Below are 16,123 nucleotides of genomic sequence, written 5' to 3'. Positions count from 1 at the left end.
CGGAATCGATGTGGGCGGCGCAAACGTGGTGCGCCGGTCGTGAGCACTTCGAGCCGATCGAGCTCGACGGCAAGGCGATCCGCGCCGGACTCGTTCGCTCTGTTCGCCACGGATTCCCGAGGAAAACCGATTCGCCTGTTCGGCGTCATCTTCGTCTTCGGCCCGGCGTACACTGCGCAGTATGAGCCGCGAGGTCGACGCACCGCTCCGCTCCGACGTCCGTTTCCTCGGTCGCCTGCTCGGCGAGGTGCTCGTCGAGCAAGAGGGCGAGGCGCTCTTCTCCGTGGAAGAGGTGATCCGCAAGCTCTCGATCCGCAGACGTCGAGGGCCACGCGCGGGGAGGGCCGAGGCGCAGAAGGAGCTCGTGCGTCTGCTCGAAGCGCTTCCGATCGAGCAAGCCGAGCCCGTGCTCCGCGCCTTCGCGATGTACTTCCGCCTCGTCAACATCGCCGAGCAACACCACCGCATCCGGCGCGCGCGGGCGCATGCGAGTAGCCCCGGCGAACCGCCGCAACGCGGCTCGCTCGCGGCCGTGATGATCGCCGCGAAGAACGCGGGCATCTCGGCCGAGGCCATGCGCGAAGCGCTCGCGCGGCTCGAAGTCACGCTCACGCTGACCGCGCATCCGACGGAGGCGGGGCGGCGCACCGTGCTCGAAAAACTCTACCGCATCGCGCGGCGCCTCGAAGAGCGCGACCGATGCCGCCTCTTGCCGCGCGAGGAGGAGGAGGCACGCGCGGCCGTCCGCGAGGAGATCACGGTCCTCTGGCAGACGGACGAGGTGCGTCGAGAAAAACCGACCGTCGGCGACGAGGTGAAGAACGTCCTCTGGTACGTCGAGGAGATCCTCTGGGACCTCTTGCCCGAGCTGCCGCAGGAGCTCGGGCGCGCGTTCGAGCGCGCGTACGGCGAGTCGCTCGGCACGTTGCCGATGCCGCTCCGCATCCACGCCTGGCCCGGCGGCGACATGGACGGCAATCCGAACGTCACGCCCGATGTCGTCGAGGACGCGATCCGCGCCTATCGCGCCCGCGGCCTCAGGCGCTGGCTCGGCGCGGCACGCGAGCTCGGCGGATCGCTCTCGCAGTCGGCGCGGCACGTGCGCGTGCCGAGCGCGCTGATCGAGTCGCTCGCGGCCGACGCGGTGGTCATGCCCGGTGTCGCGGCGCAGGAGAGCGCGCAGACCGAGGGCGAACCGTGGCGGCGCAAGCTGCGCTTCGTGGAGGCGCGACTCGCGGCAGCGCTCGAAGCCGTGGAGCAGGAGCGGCAGGTGGCGAGGCAACGCGCGCCACGCGTAGGCAGCGTGCCACCGCCGGCGCGAGGCCTCGCGGGCGCGATCGGCAGTCACGCAGAGCTCGGCGTCGCGTACACGACGAGCGACGAGCTGCATCGCGACCTCTTGCTCGTCGCCGACACGCTGCGCGAGGCGAACGCATCGAACGCGGGGGAGAAGCGGGCGCGCGCGCTCGCCGAGCGGGTACGTGTCCTCGGCCTGTCGATCGCCGAGCTCGAGCTCCGCGCGCCTGCGGAGGACGCGACGGCCGCGGCGGCGTGGCTCGCGGGCGGCGGCGAGGAGACGCCCGGCGCCGCGCGCCTACTCGCCGCGCTCCGCAAGCTCGCCGAAGCCCAGCGCCAATACGGCGAACGCTCGGCTCGCACGTTGATTCTCTCCATGACCCAGCGCGCGGAGGACCTGCTCGCGGCGCTCACCCTGGCGCGAGCCGCGGGATTGTATGACGTCGACAAACAGGCGGTCACGATTGACATCGTCCCGCTGTTCGAGACGCACGACGCGCTCGTCTCCGCGCCGACCATTCTGCGCACGCTGCTCGCGCATCCCGAGTATCGGCGCCACCTCGAGGCCCGCGGCGCGCAGGAGGTCATGGTCGGCTACAGCGATTCCGGCAAAGAAGTGGGCCTCCTTTCGGCGGCCTTCGCGCTCCGCAAAGCGCAAGCCGAGCTGACGAAGGTCTCGCGCGAGGCGGGCATTCCGCTGCGGGTCTTTCACGGCCGCGGCGAATCGGTGGCGCGCGGCGGGGGCCCCGCGCAGCAGGCCATTCTGGCGCTGCCGGCGGGGAGCGTGGCCGGGCGGTACAAGGCGACCGAGCAGGGCGAGGCGCTCGACCACAAATATGCGCGCCCCGAGCTCGCCATGCGCACGCTCGAGCTCGTGGTCGGCGGCGCCCTCTTGCATACCCTCGGCGCCGAGGAACGACCTTCCGAGGAGGACGAGCGTCGTTATGCGGAGGCCTTCGAGGAGCTCGCCGAGGAGGGGCGGCGCGTCTATCGCGCGCTCGTCTGGGAAAACCCACGCTTCGTCGATTTCTTCACCACGGCGACCCCGGTCGACGAGATCGCGCGATTGCCAATCGGCTCGCGCCCGAGCAAACGCAAGGCCGGCGGCCTCGAAGCGCTCCGCGCGATCCCCTGGGTCTTCGGCTGGACGCAGACGCGCGCCATCCTGCCCGGCTGGTATGGCGTCGGCAGCGCGCTCGATGCGTTCGCCCGGCGCGAGGGCGGCGCCGAGCTGCTCGTCGAAATGACGAAGCGCTGGCCCTTCTTCCGGACCGTGCTCGACAACGTGCAAATGGTGCTGGCGAAGAGCGACATGGAGATCGCCGCCCGGTATGCCGCCCTCGCCTCGCCCGCGACGCGCAAAGCCGTCTGGCCTGCCATCCAGGAAGAGCACGCGCGCACGGTGGAATGGATCAAGCGCCTCTTCGGCGTGAAGCGATTGCTCGACGAAAACCCCACGCTCCAGAGGTCGATCGACCTCCGCAACCCGTACGTGGACCCGATGTCGTTCTTGCAGGTGGCGCTGCTTCGGCGAAAGCGGGCGGGGGATGGGTGCTGCGACCGGGCGATCCTGCTTTCGATCAACGGGATCGCCGCGGGAATGCGAAATACCGGCTAGAAAAGACGGTTTCCGTCAAGATCGCAGCCGGGCTCGCCGGGCAGACACTTACCGCCCTGCTTCGGGCCCTCGTTTTGCCTCGGCGCGGACACCTGGCGGCCGCCGGGACGCGTCGCCGGGGCCTCGTTTGCCGCGTTCTTCGCCTCTTCGAGCTCGCGCGCCCGGCGCTTCTCCTCTTCGAGCCGCGCCGCGGTCTCGTCGAGACGTTTTCCATTCGCGTCGAGCTTCGCGCGCAGCCGCGCCGCCTCCTCGCGCGTCGCCTCGACTTCGGCCGACTGGTTCGCCAAATACGCGTCCTGGTCCGGCTTGATCTTGCCGAAATACAGGCCCATCCCGCCGCCGATGAGCGCCGCCGCGCCGATCACGGACGAGACCAGGGCGCGCTTCAGCTTCTTCTTCTTCTCGTCCTCGCGCAGCGCTGCGAGCGCCCGCTCGTGCTCGTCGGCCTTGCGCATCATCTCCATTCGCGCCTGGGCCTCGACCTCGGCGCGCGCGCGCTCCACCTCCGCGAGCCGCAGCGCCTCGAGCCGCGCTTCCTCCGCGCGCCGCGCCGCGTCTTCCCTGGCGATGCGCTCGGCCTCGGCCCGCGCCTTTTGCTCGAGCGCCTCTGCCTCGCGCCGCGCCGCCTCTTGCCGGGCGACGCGCGCGGCCTCGGCCCGCGCCCGCGCGGCCTCTTCTTCCTCGCGCATGGTCTGGTCGTGCAGAGAAAGGAGCTGGTTCAGCGAAAACAGGACGGAGTTGTCTCGCGTGGCGGACATGGGGGAATGCCTCCCGATAGGGCAAAAGATCACGACACCGACGGGCACCGCCGAGAGCGGCCATCACGTCGTGCGCATGGATTGGACGCGCATCCCCCATGGAACTTTGAACCCACCCGGTAAATTTTTCGCCGGGTGGGTTCGTGTGCGCTGGGCGCCCCGGGACGTCCTCAGTGGAGGCACATGTCGCTGGAGCGACAGGCCGCCATTTGGCTCAACGCGTCGAAGGCGGAGTCGCAATCGGCCGTGTTGATCTCGCTCAGACACTCCGAGAGCTCCTTCTGATCGATGCCCCCGGCGCATTCGTACAGGTTGATGTCCTCGCGCTCGTCTCTTCGCACGGACTGAACACACGCGTCGCGGCTCGCATAACGTTGCCCGCCGCCGATCTGGTTGCAGCGCATGGCGCGGTCGCAGCGCGCGTCGGCCAGCGATTGCAGGGCGCGGTTGACGTCGCTGCGGGGCGACTCGCCGAGGGCGCGGTTCTCTCGGCTGCAGGCGCCGAGCGCGACACCCGTGCCGAGAACCACGAACAGGAGAGCCGGAGCGTAGCGGGTGCGGGTCTTCTTCATGCCGCAAGCTCCGTGCAATCGGAGCGCCAGGCCGCGGCCACGCCGGACGGCACGGGATGTAACGAACGGACGGCGCGAACGAGTGTGGACGGATCGAGCGAGCAGGGCCACGGATCTCTTGAATGCGCAGCCTTTCGCCGCTACGGGTGGGAACATGCCCGACGTCCTTGCCCAGGCTACCTTGCCCGAGCTTTCGTTGATCGTACTCGCCTTCTTCGTGGGTTTGACGCTCTTCAACGTGCCGATCGGGTTCGCGCTCGAACGCCTGCTCCCGCGCCGCCGCATTTTCGACGTGCCCCTCGCGGAGGGTCAGTACCGCTTCGAGCTCGTGGGAAACCTCGTCTTTCTCGCGGTCACCGTGACGACGTTCACGGCGGTGCTCTCCTCGGGCCTCGTGCGCTTCGGCGAGACCTCGCTCCTCCGCGACGGCCTCACATTCTTCGTGATGGCCGCGGGCTTTCAAGTTTATTATTACTTCCTCCACCGGGCCATGCACCACCGGGCGCTCGTGCGGTTTCATCGGTGGCACCATCGCTCCCACGTGACGACGCCGCTCACGGGTCAATCGATGAGCTTCGTCGAGTCGTGCGCCTGGATGATCGGGTATGCCGGGATGCCGCTCGCCATGTCGTACGTCGCGCCGATCGGCTTCTGGGGCTGGGCCGCGTATCTCGTGGTCAACGTCGGCGGCAACATCGTCGGGCACGCGAACGTGGAGATCACGCGCTCCATCAAGGGCATCCGCTGGCGCTCGATCAACGCGAATCCGTTCGTGTATCACGCGCTCCATCACGCCCGCTGGACAGGCCATTACAGCTTCCAGTCCTCGATCATGGATCGGCTCTGCGGTACCGAATGGAAGGACTGGCCGGCCCTCGTCCAGCGCGTCATGGACGGCCGGCCGCTCCGGAGCCTCAAGGAGCGCGCCGAACCCTCTTGACCCGGACGTCCGGGTCCTCCGGTGGCGGAAAAAGCACGACCACGCCGCTTCGCTCCCTCGTGCCGGCCAAACGCAAATCGGATAGTCTGCCCCCGTGCCGGAAAGCCTTCCCCTCGACAGGAACTCCATCGAAGAGCTCGAGATCTCGGACGCGGAGATCGCCTCCCTCCGGAACGCGCCTCCTCCGCCGCCCCCCGCGGTGCGCCCCGCGCTCACCCCCGCCTCGCTCCCGGTCGTCCAGCGCACGGCCTACGCCGTGAGCGGCGCCTTCGCCGAGGGCGGGATCGGCCGCATCCTGAAGGCCCGTGACACACGGCTCGACCGCACGGTCGCCATCAAGGAGCTGCTCTCCACGGACGCGGCCGAGGCCGAGCGCTTCGTGTACGAGGCGATCATCACGGCGCGCCTCCAGCACCCGTCGATCGTCCCCGTGCACGAGGCCGGCCGCTGGCCGACGGGCGAGCCCTTCTACGCGATGAAGCTCATCACGGGCAAGCCCCTCGGCGACGTGATGAACGATGCACACTCGCTCGAAGAACGCCTCGCCCTGCTCCCGCACCTGCTCGCCGTGGCCGACGCGATGGCGTATGCGCATAGCCAGCGGATCGTCCATCGCGACCTCAAGCCGGCGAACGTTCTCGTGGGTCGGTTCGGCGAAACCGTCGTCATCGATTGGGGCCTCGCGAAGGACCTGAACGACGAATCCGCCGAGCCGCTCTCCGGCAAACCCCGGCCGCCGGCGTCCGAGGAGAAATCGGTCAGCAGGAGCGCGCATTTGACGTCCGTCGGCGCGATCATGGGCACACCCGCGTACATGCCCCCGGAGCAGGCCATGGCCAAACCCGTGGACGAACGCGCGGACGTGTATGCGATCGGCGCGCTGCTTTATCGCGCGCTCTCCGGCGTGGCCCCGTACGATGTCCCGGGCGGGGACGTGATCGACGTGGCCCTCAAGGTCCTCGAAGCGCCGCCCGTGCCGCTCGCCGAGCGGCAAAAAGGGATCCCCGAGGACCTGCTCGCCATCGTGGAAAAAGCGATGGCCCGCGACGCAGCGAAGCGATATCCGACGGCGAAGGAGCTGGCGGACGACCTGCGCCGTTTCCAGATGGGCCAGTTCGTCGCGGCACACACGTATTCGCGCGGCGAGATCGTCCGCCGCTTCATCAAGCGCCGCCGCACGCCGCTGCTCGTGGGCCTGGTCGGCGTCGTGGCCCTCTCGGTCGTCGGCATCTTGAGCCTCACCCGCATCATCCAGGAGCGCAATCGGGCGCAGGCGAACGAGGTCGAGGCGCAAAGGCAGAAGGCCGAGGCCCAGGCGCAGCGCCTCGAAGCCCAGCAAAAGCACGCCGAGGCCACGAAACGCGCGGACGAGCTCACGATCTCGCAGGCCCGCGGCCTCATGGATCGGGACCCGAGCCAGGCCATTGCGTGGCTGAAGACGCTCTCGCCGAACAGTCCACGTTTCCCCGCCGCGCGCACGCTCGCGGCCGACGCGCTCTCGCGTGGCATCGGAAAGGTCTTCCGGGCGCACGGCGGCGGCATCAATGCGGTCGCGTTCGCGCCCGACGGCAGCACCATTGCCACGGCGAGCGACGATCGCACGGTGCGGGTCTGGGACCTCGAAACGGGCACGCACAAGGTCCTCACGGGCCACGGCGACGAGGTCTGGGCCGCCGCCTTCTCGCCCGACGGAAAACGCCTCGCCACGGGCGGCAAGGACAAGTCCGTCCGGATCTGGGACCTCGCGACGGGCACCTCGCGTGTCCTCGCGGGCCACGAGAAATGGATCACGAGCATCCGGTTCTCCGCGAACGGCCAATGGCTCACCTCGCAGGGCTTCGGCGACGGCGTCTTCCTCTGGAACGTCGCGGCCGGCACGGGAAAGCGGGTCGCCGAGAACAGCGGCGTCGAATTGAGCCGCGGCGCGGTCTTTTCGGGGGACGGCCGCACGCTCGTCCTCGTCGAGAAGGGAAAACTCGTCGTCTGGGACCTCGCGACCGACAAGAGCCGTGATTTTTCCGGCCAAACCTCGACCTGCTCCAGCATCGCGGCTTCCTTCGACGGCATGTTCGTGGTCACGGGCGGCGTCGACGGCTCGCTCCGGCTGTGGAACACCTCGAAAGGCGCGCTCCGCACGTTCCCCGGCCACACGAAGGAGGTCACGGCGCTCGCGTTCTTGCCGAATGGCACCGCGTTCGTCTCCGGGGCGAAGGACCGCGCCGTTCGTTATGCCGATCTCTCGAACGGCGCGACCCGGCTGCTCGGCCAGTATGGCGGCGAAATCAAGACGCTCGCGCTCTCGCCCGACGGGAGCCGCGTCGCCGTCGTCGGACAGGATCGCAACGTCGTCTTGTGGGACGTCGCCAATGGCCAGCGCCGCACGCTCGGCGGGTTCCAGGACTGGCTCGGGCTCCACGGCGTCGCGTTCTCGCCCGATGGAAAACGCCTCGCCGCGGCGGGGTTCGACCAGACGATGCGCGTCTGGGAGCTCGGCACGCAGGTCGATCGCGTGGTCGGCGAGCACGACGGCGCGTCGACGACCGCGGCCTTCCTGCCCGACGGAAAACGCGTCGTTTCGGCCGCGGACGACGGCACGGTGCGCCTCTTCGACCTCGCCTCCGGCGCGCCGCAGATCGTCGATCGGCATGGCGCCAAGGTCAGCGACCTGCGGGTTTTTCCGGATGGAACGGCCGTCGCCTCCGCCAGCGAGGACGGCGCCGTGCGAATCGCCTCGCTCGCGGGCGAACCGCCCAAGGTCCTCCGGGGCCATAAGGGGCGCGTGGCACGTCTTGCCATTGCACCCGACGGAAAACACCTCGCCTCCGGCGGCGCCGACAAGAAGGTCCGGCTCTGGGACGTGGCCACGGGGCAAGCCGAGGTCCTCTTCGAGCACGAAAAACCCGTCGAGACGCTCGCGTTTTCGCCCGACGGCGCGGTCCTCGCGACGGGCAGCGCCGACAAGACCGTGCGCATCTATCGATTCGCGACGAAAGAAGCGAAGACGCTCGGCACCTACGAGCTCCCGGTCCGCGCCGTCGCGTTTTCGCCGGATGGAAAGACGCTCGCCTCGGGCAGCGCCGACCATACCATCGGGCTCTGGGACCTCGCGACGGGCCAGGGTCGGGTGATCGACGCGAGCGGCAATGGCGTCACGCAGATCGTGTTTTTCCCGGACGGCGCCACATTCGCCTCGCTCGGCTCGGAACCCTCGGTGCGGCTCTGGGAGACGGCCACGGGCAAACCCCGCAACATCCTGCGCGGGCACGGCAAAACCGTGGCGAGCATTTCCGTCTCCTCCGATGGAAAACGTATCGCCTCGGCGAGCCTCGACGGCAGCGTCCGCATCTGGGACCTCGAGAGCCACGAGGATCGGCCGCTCGCCGGGCATGCGGGCGGCGTCTCGTTCATCGCATTCTCGCCGGACGGCAGCGCGCTCGTCTCGACGGGCCAGGACCGGACGGTGCGGCTCTGGGGCGACGACCTTCCCGCGGACGAGGCGGGCCTGCGGGCCTGGCTCGACGCGGCGACGAAGGACGTCGTGCACCTGGACGATCGCCCGGCGTCGCCCGAGCCCACGCGCTGACATCCTCCCCTACCGCCGCGCCGCGGGAGCCCTAGCCTCAAGGCGGGGGTTTTCGTGGCGCATTGCGCTTCACATCGACGTCGCGTCTGGGTCCTCGTGCTCGCTTCATGGGCGCTCTTGCTCTGTGCGTTCGCGCGCGGGCAAGCGGCGCGGCCCATCGTGTATGTCGCGCCCATTCGCGGGGAAATCGACAATGGCCTCGCGCCGTACGTGCAGCGCGCCGTACGCGCGGCCGAGCAAGCCGGCGCGGCCGCGCTCGTCTTGCCGATCGATACCCTCGGCGGGCGCGTGGATGCGGCGCTCGTCATGCGTGACGCCCTGCTCGACGCGCGGATCCCCACGATTGCCTTCGTCGATCCGCGGGCGATCTCGGCGGGCGCGCTGATCGCGCTCGCGGCCGAGGACATCGCGATGGCCCCGGCCGCGACGATCGGGGCCGCCGCGCCCGTCCTTGCCGGGCCCCAGGGGCGACCGGAGCCCGCCGGCGAAAAGGCGACATCGTTCGTACGCAAAGAATTCCGGGCCACGGCCGAAGCGCGCGGCCGCCCGCCCGCGCTGTTCGAGGCCATGGTCGACGCGGACGTGGAAATGCCGGGCGTCGTGGCGAAAGGCAAACTGCTCACGCTGACGACCGAGGAGGCGCTCGCGCTCGGCGCCGCGAGTTACCGCGCCGAGACCTTGGACGACATCCTGGCCAAGCGTGGTTTGTCCGGCGCGGAGATTCGCACGCTCGCGCCGAACTGGGCGGAGGAGCTCGTGCGGTTCGCGACCTCGCCCATCGTCAGCTCGCTCCTCCTCGGGCTCGGCTTGATGGGCCTCTTCGTGGAGATCCGCACGCCTGGGTTTGGCGCGCCAGGCATCGTTGGGCTCGTTTGCCTCGCGCTCTTCTTCTGGTCGCACGCGATCCTCGCGCTCGTGGGCTGGGAGGAGGTCGTGCTCGTGGGCGGCGGGGTCGCGCTCCTGCTCCTCGAAATCTTCGTGATCCCAGGGTTTGGCCTGGCAGGCGTCCTCGGCGTCGCGGCCATTCTCGCGGGGCTCGGGATGAGCTTCGTCGGGCCCGGCGTGACCACGGCGGGCGCGGTGCAGGCGGCGGCCGAGGTCGCCGTCGCGCTCGTGGTCACGCTCGTCGGGGCGGCCCTCCTTTTGCGGTTCTTGCCTCGATTGCCGTTCGCCCGCAGCCTCATCCTCGAAACCGGGCGGCCCGAGCGCGCGCTCCCATTCGCGGCCTCGCCCCTCGACGCGATCCTGCCCGGCGACCTCGGCACGGCGGCCTCGCCGCTCCGGCCCTCGGGCATCGCGGAGATCACGGGCGCGCGGGTCGATGCGCTCTCCGAGGGAGAATACATCCCGGCCGGTACGCCGCTCGAGGTTTTGCGTGTGGAGCGGAGCTACGTGATCGTGCGACCGGCGGGTCAGAAGGAAAAAGGGTGAATGGACATGTTCGGCGTGGAGCTCGGGATCATCGGGATCGTCGGCCTCGTGCTCGTGGGCCTGTTCGTGGTCCTCTATCTGATCCCCGTGCCGCTCTGGATCGCGGCGTGGGCTTCGGGGGCGTACGTGGGACTGTCGTCGCTCATCGGCATGCGGTTTCGCCGGGTGCCGCCGGGCGTCATCGTGAACGGTCGCATCAGCGCGGTGAAGGCCGGGCTCGACGTGTCGACGAACGACCTCGAAGCGCATTACCTCGCCGGCGGCAACGTGACGCGCGTGGCCAATGCGTTGATTTCGGCCGACAAGGCGAACATCCATCTGCCGCTCAAGCGCGCCGCCGCGATCGACCTCGCCGGGCGAGACGTGCTCGACGCCGTAAAAATGTCCGTGTTGCCGAAGGTGATCGAGACGCCGCGGGTCGCCGCGGTCGCGAAGGACGGCATTCAGCTCATCGCGATCGCGCGCGTCACGGTGCGGGCGAACCTCGATCGGCTCGTCGGCGGCGCCGGGGAGGAAACGATCATCGCGCGCGTCGGCGAGGGCATGGTGAGCACGATCGGCTCGGCCGCGAACCACAAGGAGGTCCTCGAAAACCCCGATCACATCTCGAAAAACATCCTCGCGCGGGGGCTCGACGCGGGGACGGCGTTCGAGATCCTGTCGATCGACATCGCGGACGTGGACGTCGGCGCGAACATCGGGGCGAAGCTCCAGATCGACCAGGCGAACGCAGACAAACAGATCGCGCAGGCGAAGGCGGAGGAGCGCCGCGCGATGGCCGTGGCACTGGAGCAGGAGATGCGCGCGCGGGTCGTGGAGGCGGAGGCGGACGTGCCGCGCGCGATGGCCGAGGCGTTCCGGTCGGGCAACCTCGGCATCCTGGATTATTATCGAATGCGGAACATCGAAGCGGACACGGCCATGCGGCATTCGGTCGCGAACGACGTTTCGACCGACGTGAGGCCGGCGATCGGGCAAGGACAAAGGTGAGGCCGTGGACGGGCTCGTCTCCCTGCTCGTCGTGATCCTGTTCTTGATGATGCCGATCGTGCCGGCGCTTCTCGACCGAGTCGCCCGCAAAGCCCAGCAGCGCGCCGTGCAAAAGCTCGCGGCGCGCCGGCAAGTTTTGCTTGGAATGGCAAAGGACTCGGCGCTTTCAGCGCCGTCGCGCCCGCTGCCCGATCGTCGCTCCCCGGTGGAATATCGTTCGCTGGAGGAAATCCCCGCGCGCCCGGTCTCGCTCGAAGAGACGCGCTTTGCGCTCCCGAGCCCGCTCGAAAGCTCACGCGCCGCGCCGCGCCCAAGGCGCACGTCCCGGGTTCTTCTGGAAAAACCCGAGGACGTGCGTCGTGCGATCCTGCTTGGTACCCTGCTCGGCCCGCCGCGCGGCGCCGATTGAGATCACTCCGCCGGGGGCGGCTCGGGCGCCTTCTTGATGCCGAAGATGACCTCGATCGAAGTCGAGTACGTCACCTCGCCCATCGAGAGCGGCGGGCCGCCGCCAAATTTCGCCTCGGCCGTGGCCATCATCGGCATCGGGCCGATCGGGCCACGCCCGATGACCTCGCTCACGCTGATCACCGGCCCGAGCTCGAGCCCCGAGAGCTTCGCCAGCACCTCGGCCCGCGCCTTCGCGTCCGCGACCGCCTTTTCCCGCGCCGTCGCTTCGAGCGCCTTCGTGTCGTCGATCCCGAAGTTCACGTTCCACACGTTGTTCGCTCCCGCGTCGACCGCCGCCTGCACGACGCGGCTCGCCTTCGACACGTCGCGGATCGTGACCTCCACGGTGTTGCTCACCCGGTATTTCAAGGACGGCGGCGGCGGCACCATGGGGGCCGCCGCCCCCGCCGTCGTGGCCGCCGCGGCCTTTCCGCCCTTCGTCGCGGGGAGCGCCTCGGGCATGGGCATGGCCATGGGCACGGGACCCTCGAAGGGCCGCTCGATCGAGATCGAGAAATTGGCCGTCTGGATGTCCTTCTCCTCGAGGCCAAGCTTCTTCAGCGCGTCGAGGATTGCCTTCATCCGCGCGTTCGTCTGGTTCATCGCCTCTTCGACCGTCGGCGCCGAGGCCTCGACGCCGAGGCTCGTCCGCGCGATGTCGGGTTTGCCCTGGGCCTCGCCGTGGCCGACGACCGTGATGTGACGGACCGCCTCCTGCGAGGCGCGCGCGCCAAAGCCGCCCCCATGATGCGGACCGCCACAGCCGATGAGCCCGAACGAGGCGGGGACGAGCAAGACGAACGCGAGCACAGAACCGAAGCGCATACGAAAGATCCTCCTGACGAAGAAGATAACGCCGAACGACCGCCCAACTTACAGGCGGCGGCCCCGACTCTGGCAGATGGTCCGGCGGGTGTCGAGTTCTCCCATTGTTCCCGAGACCGCTCGATCCGAGTGGAAGGGATCATGCAACAGGGATGAACCGTCCCCCCCGCGCGCAATGTTCGTACCCGACACGCACGGGGGCCGCTGAGCGACGAAACACGAGCGTCGCCAAACTGCACCATGTTAGGGCGATCCAAGCATCACGAGCGAAGGCAGCCCCCGCGAGCGTGCGCCGACGGGCGGAACGGGGCATCCTGCCCAGCCACCGCCTCCCGGACGAGCGAGCCCGATTTCCGCGCGCTCTTCGAGTCCGCGCCCGAGAGTTACCTCGTCCTCGACCCGGACTTCCAGATCGTGGCCGCGAGCGACGCTTTCTTGCGGACGAGGCTGGTCTCGCGCGAGGCGACCGTCGGCCGCAACCTGTTCGATGTCTTTCCCGATAACCCGGACGATCCGAACGCCACGGGGACGCGCAACCTCCGCGCCTCGCTCGAGCGCGTCTTTTCGACGGGGGTCGCCGACACGATGGCCGTGCAGAAGTACGACATTCGCCGGCCCGCGTCGGAGGGCGGGGGCTTCACGGAACGCTACTACAGCCCGACGAATACCCCGGTCCTCGACGAGAACGGGACGGTCACGCACGTCATTCACCGCGGCGAGGACGTGACGGAGTTCGTGCTCCTGAAGAAGCTCGGCGGCGAGCAGAGCCGGCTCGTCGAGGAGGAGCGGACGCGCGCGGAGCGGATGGAGTCGGAGCTCTACCATCGCGCGCAGGAGATCCAGCGAGCCAACGAGCAGCTACGTATCGCGAACGAAAAGATGAGCCGCCTCGACGAGCTCAAGACCCGCTTCTTCTCCAACGTGAGCCACGAGTTCCGCACGCCGCTCACGCTCATGCTGGGCCCGGTCGAGGAGCTTATCCGCGGCGCGCACGGCCCGTTGAGCGACGAGCAACGGCGCGAGCTCGACGTCGTACGGCGCAATGCGCGGCGCTTGCTCAAGCTCGTCAATACATTGCTCGATTTCTCCCGGATCGAGGCCGCGCGCATGCAAGTGGCCTACGAGCCGACCGATCTCGCGACATTCACCGCGGAGCTCGTCAATACGTTCCGCTCGGTCGTCGAGCGGGCGGGGCTCCGGCTCGTCGTCGATTGCGCGCCGCTGCCGGAGCTCGTCTACGTCGACCGCGAGATGTGGGAGAAGATCGTCCTCAACCTGATCTCGAACGCCTTCAAGTTCACGTTCGACGGGTCGATCGAGGTTTCGCTGCGCTGGACCGGCGATAGCGTGGCGCTCTCGGTCCACGACACCGGCACGGGCATTCCCGAGGAGGAGCTGCCGCGGCTCTTCGAGCGTTTTCATCGCGTGCAGCGTGCCCGCGGGCGTACGTTCGAGGGCTCCGGCATCGGTCTCGCGCTCGTCCGCGAGCTCGTGGGGTTTCACAAAGGAACGGTCTCCGTCACGAGCACCGTCGGTCAGGGCAGTACGTTCACGGTCAGCATTCCGGCGGGCGCGGCGCACCTGCCCGCCGAGCGCATCGGCGCCGAGCGCGAGCTCGGACTCTCGGCGACGAACGCCGCGGCTTTCGTGGAGGAGGCGGAGCACTGGGTCGAGGCGCCCGCGCGGGTTGCGAGCGAGGGCCCGCCGTCGTCGTGCCCCGCGCCCGAAGGCGAGGGCGGCGTCCGCGCCCGCGTGCTGCTCGCCGAGGACAACGCCGACATGCAGCGCTACATCCGCCGCCTGCTCGAGCCATACCACGACGTCGACGCGGTCTCGGATGGGATCGAGGCGCTCGACCACGCCCGCGTCCATGTGCCCGATCTGATCCTCACCGACGTGATGATGCCGGGCCTCGACGGCTTCGCCCTCGTCCGCGAGCTGCGCGCCGATCCACGGACGCAGACCGTGCCCATCGTGATGCTCTCGGCCCGCGCCAGCGAGTCGGCGCGCGTGGAGGGGGCCGCGTTCGGCGCCGACGATTACCTGGTCAAACCCTTTTCGCCGCGGGAATTGCTGGCCCGGGTCGAGGCGCGGATCGAGCTCTCGCGGCTGCGCCGGCAGGTGGCGAAGGAGACCGACCGCCTGCGCGAGAGCGAGCAGCGCTTTCGCACGCTGGCCGACAACGCGCCGGTCATCATCTGGATGACGGACGTGGCCGGGTCGTGTGTTTACATCAATGCGACCTGGCAGCGGCTCACGGGCCAATCGTACGACGAGGCGCTGGGCAGGGGCTGGCTCGCCCCGCTTCACCCCGAAGATCGCCCGCGGGTCCAGAGGATCTTCGAGGCTGCCGTGGGCGCCCACGAGCCCTTCACCTTCGAGTATCGCCTGCGGATGCCGGACGGCTCGTACCGGTGGTTCCTCGATTACGGCGTGCCGCGGCGGAGCGAGGAAGGCTGCTTCCTCGGCCACATCGGCTCGTGTACCGACATCACCGAGCGCAAGCAGGCCGAGGAGATGCAAGCCGAGGCGGACCGCCGCAAGGACGAGTTTCTGGCCATGCTCGCGCACGAGCTCCGCAATCCCCTCGCGCCGATGCGCATGGCGCTGCACATCATCCGGGCGCGGCACGCGAATGCGGGGACGGATCGGCACCTGCAGATCCTGGAGCGCCAGACCGACAACCTCGCGCGCCTCGTCGACGACCTGCTCGACGTTTCGCGCCTGACCCGCGGCAAGATCGAGCTCCGCAAGGAGCGGCTCGACGTCGCGACCGTGGTCTCGCGCGCCGTCGACGCGACGCGCGGGCTCATCGAGGGGCGGCACCACACGCTCACGATCGAGCTGCCGGACGAACCCGTGCCCGTCTTCGCGGACGCCGTCCGCCTGGAGCAGATCCTCGTCAATTTGCTCACGAACGCGGCGAAATACACCGATCCGGGAGGGCACATCACCCTGCGCGTGACGCGGATCGGAGCGCGGGTGGAGCTCTGCGTGCACGACAATGGCGTGGGGATCGCGCCGCAGATGCTCGACCGGGTGTGGCACATCTTCGAGCAAGCGGAACGCACGCTCGATCGGGCCCAGGGCGGGCTCGGAATCGGGCTTTCCATCGTGCGCCACCTGGTCGAGATGCACGGCGGCACCGTGGAGGCGCGAAGCCCGGGTCTCGGGCAGGGCAGCACGTTCTTCGTGTGGCTGCCCCTTGCGCCGGAGGAGCCGGCGTGCGCCGAGACCGAGCCTTCGCTGCCGGCACGGATTGGCCCGCCAAACCATGTGCATGCAGGCCGCAGGCTCCGTGTTCTCGTGGTGGACGACAACGTCGATGCCGCGATCATGATCGGCGAGCTCGTGCGGGAGCAGGGCCACGAGGTGCGGATCGTCCACGATGGGCTCAGCGCGCTCACGGCCGCGGGTGAGCAGCGCCCCGAGGTCGTGTTCCTCGACATCGGATTGCCCGGCATGGATGGCTACGAGGTCGCCCGGCGCCTGCGCGCCTCGGGGCACAGGCCGGCCAGGCTCGTCGCATTGACGGGGTATGGCCAGGACTCGGATCGCCGCCTGGCCGCGGCGGCCGGTTTCACGCAGCACCTCGTGAAGCCGGCCGAACCCGATGTGGTCCTGGGGCTGCTCGACGCGGTCTCGGCCGCCGCCGCTTGA

Annotated in this window: 10 protein-coding genes; 7 read left to right on the top strand and 3 right to left on the bottom strand. The window is 69.1% G+C overall.

Annotated elements, in window-relative coordinates:
• The first annotated feature begins 181 nt into the window (after window positions 1–181).
• Complete coding sequence (locus KEG57_RS06035) at window positions 182–2,914, top strand: phosphoenolpyruvate carboxylase (protein WP_272417076.1); 2,733 nt, start codon at window positions 182–184, stop codon at window positions 2,912–2,914.
• On the opposite strand, the gene KEG57_RS06030 is transcribed toward KEG57_RS06035, so the two are convergent.
• Together KEG57_RS06030 and KEG57_RS06025 are read right to left on the bottom strand one after the other, a co-directional pair.
• On the bottom strand, window positions 2,911–3,672 hold the full coding sequence (locus KEG57_RS06030; RefSeq protein ID WP_272417075.1) for a hypothetical protein: 762 nt from the start codon (window positions 3,670–3,672) through the stop codon (window positions 2,911–2,913). The two genes, KEG57_RS06035 and KEG57_RS06030, sit on opposite strands and share 4 nt — an antisense overlap.
• Window positions 3,673–3,842: 170 nt before the next feature.
• Window positions 3,843–4,244: a DUF6184 family natural product biosynthesis lipoprotein gene (locus tag KEG57_RS06025; protein ID WP_272417074.1), complete on the bottom strand. Its 402-nt coding sequence runs from the start codon at window positions 4,242–4,244 to the stop codon at window positions 3,843–3,845.
• A 154-nt stretch (window positions 4,245–4,398) separates the two neighbouring features.
• On the opposite strand from KEG57_RS06025, the gene KEG57_RS06020 reads away from it, so the two are divergent.
• From KEG57_RS06020 to KEG57_RS06000, 5 genes are all read left to right on the top strand, one after another.
• The gene (locus KEG57_RS06020; RefSeq protein WP_272417073.1) at window positions 4,399–5,184 is read left to right on the top strand and encodes a sterol desaturase family protein; all 786 of its coding nucleotides are present in this window, start codon (window positions 4,399–4,401) and stop codon (window positions 5,182–5,184) included.
• A gap of 94 nt (window positions 5,185–5,278) precedes the next feature.
• Window positions 5,279–8,767 (top strand): WD40 repeat domain-containing serine/threonine protein kinase, encoded by a 3,489-nt coding sequence (locus KEG57_RS55470; protein WP_272417072.1) that lies wholly within the window; start codon window positions 5,279–5,281, stop codon window positions 8,765–8,767.
• Window positions 8,768–8,863: 96 nt separating this feature from the next.
• Window positions 8,864–10,198, top strand: coding sequence for an NfeD family protein (locus KEG57_RS06010; protein ID WP_272417071.1), 1,335 nt, complete (start codon window positions 8,864–8,866; stop codon window positions 10,196–10,198).
• Window positions 10,199–11,188 (top strand): flotillin-like protein FloA, encoded by a 990-nt coding sequence (gene floA / locus KEG57_RS06005; RefSeq protein WP_272458261.1) that lies wholly within the window; start codon window positions 10,199–10,201, stop codon window positions 11,186–11,188. It begins immediately after the preceding gene.
• Window positions 11,189–11,192: 4 nt separating this feature from the next.
• Complete coding sequence (locus tag KEG57_RS06000; protein ID WP_272417069.1) at window positions 11,193–11,597, top strand: hypothetical protein; 405 nt, start codon at window positions 11,193–11,195, stop codon at window positions 11,595–11,597.
• Window positions 11,598–11,599: 2 nt separating this feature from the next.
• On the opposite strand, the gene KEG57_RS05995 is transcribed toward KEG57_RS06000, so the two are convergent.
• Window positions 11,600–12,463 carry an SIMPL domain-containing protein gene (locus KEG57_RS05995; RefSeq protein ID WP_272417068.1) on the bottom strand — a complete coding sequence of 288 codons (864 nt, stop codon included), beginning with the start codon at window positions 12,461–12,463 and terminating at the stop codon, window positions 11,600–11,602.
• A 240-nt stretch (window positions 12,464–12,703) separates the two neighbouring features.
• Here KEG57_RS05995 and KEG57_RS05990 point away from each other — a divergent pair, with 240 nt between their 5' ends.
• The gene (locus tag KEG57_RS05990; protein ID WP_272417067.1) at window positions 12,704–16,123 is read left to right on the top strand and encodes an ATP-binding protein; all 3,420 of its coding nucleotides are present in this window, start codon (window positions 12,704–12,706) and stop codon (window positions 16,121–16,123) included.

The sequence above is a fragment of the Polyangium jinanense genome, assembly GCF_028435365.1.
Note: the sequence above shows the minus strand (reverse complement) of the source record. Positions and strands in the feature narration are given on the sequence as shown.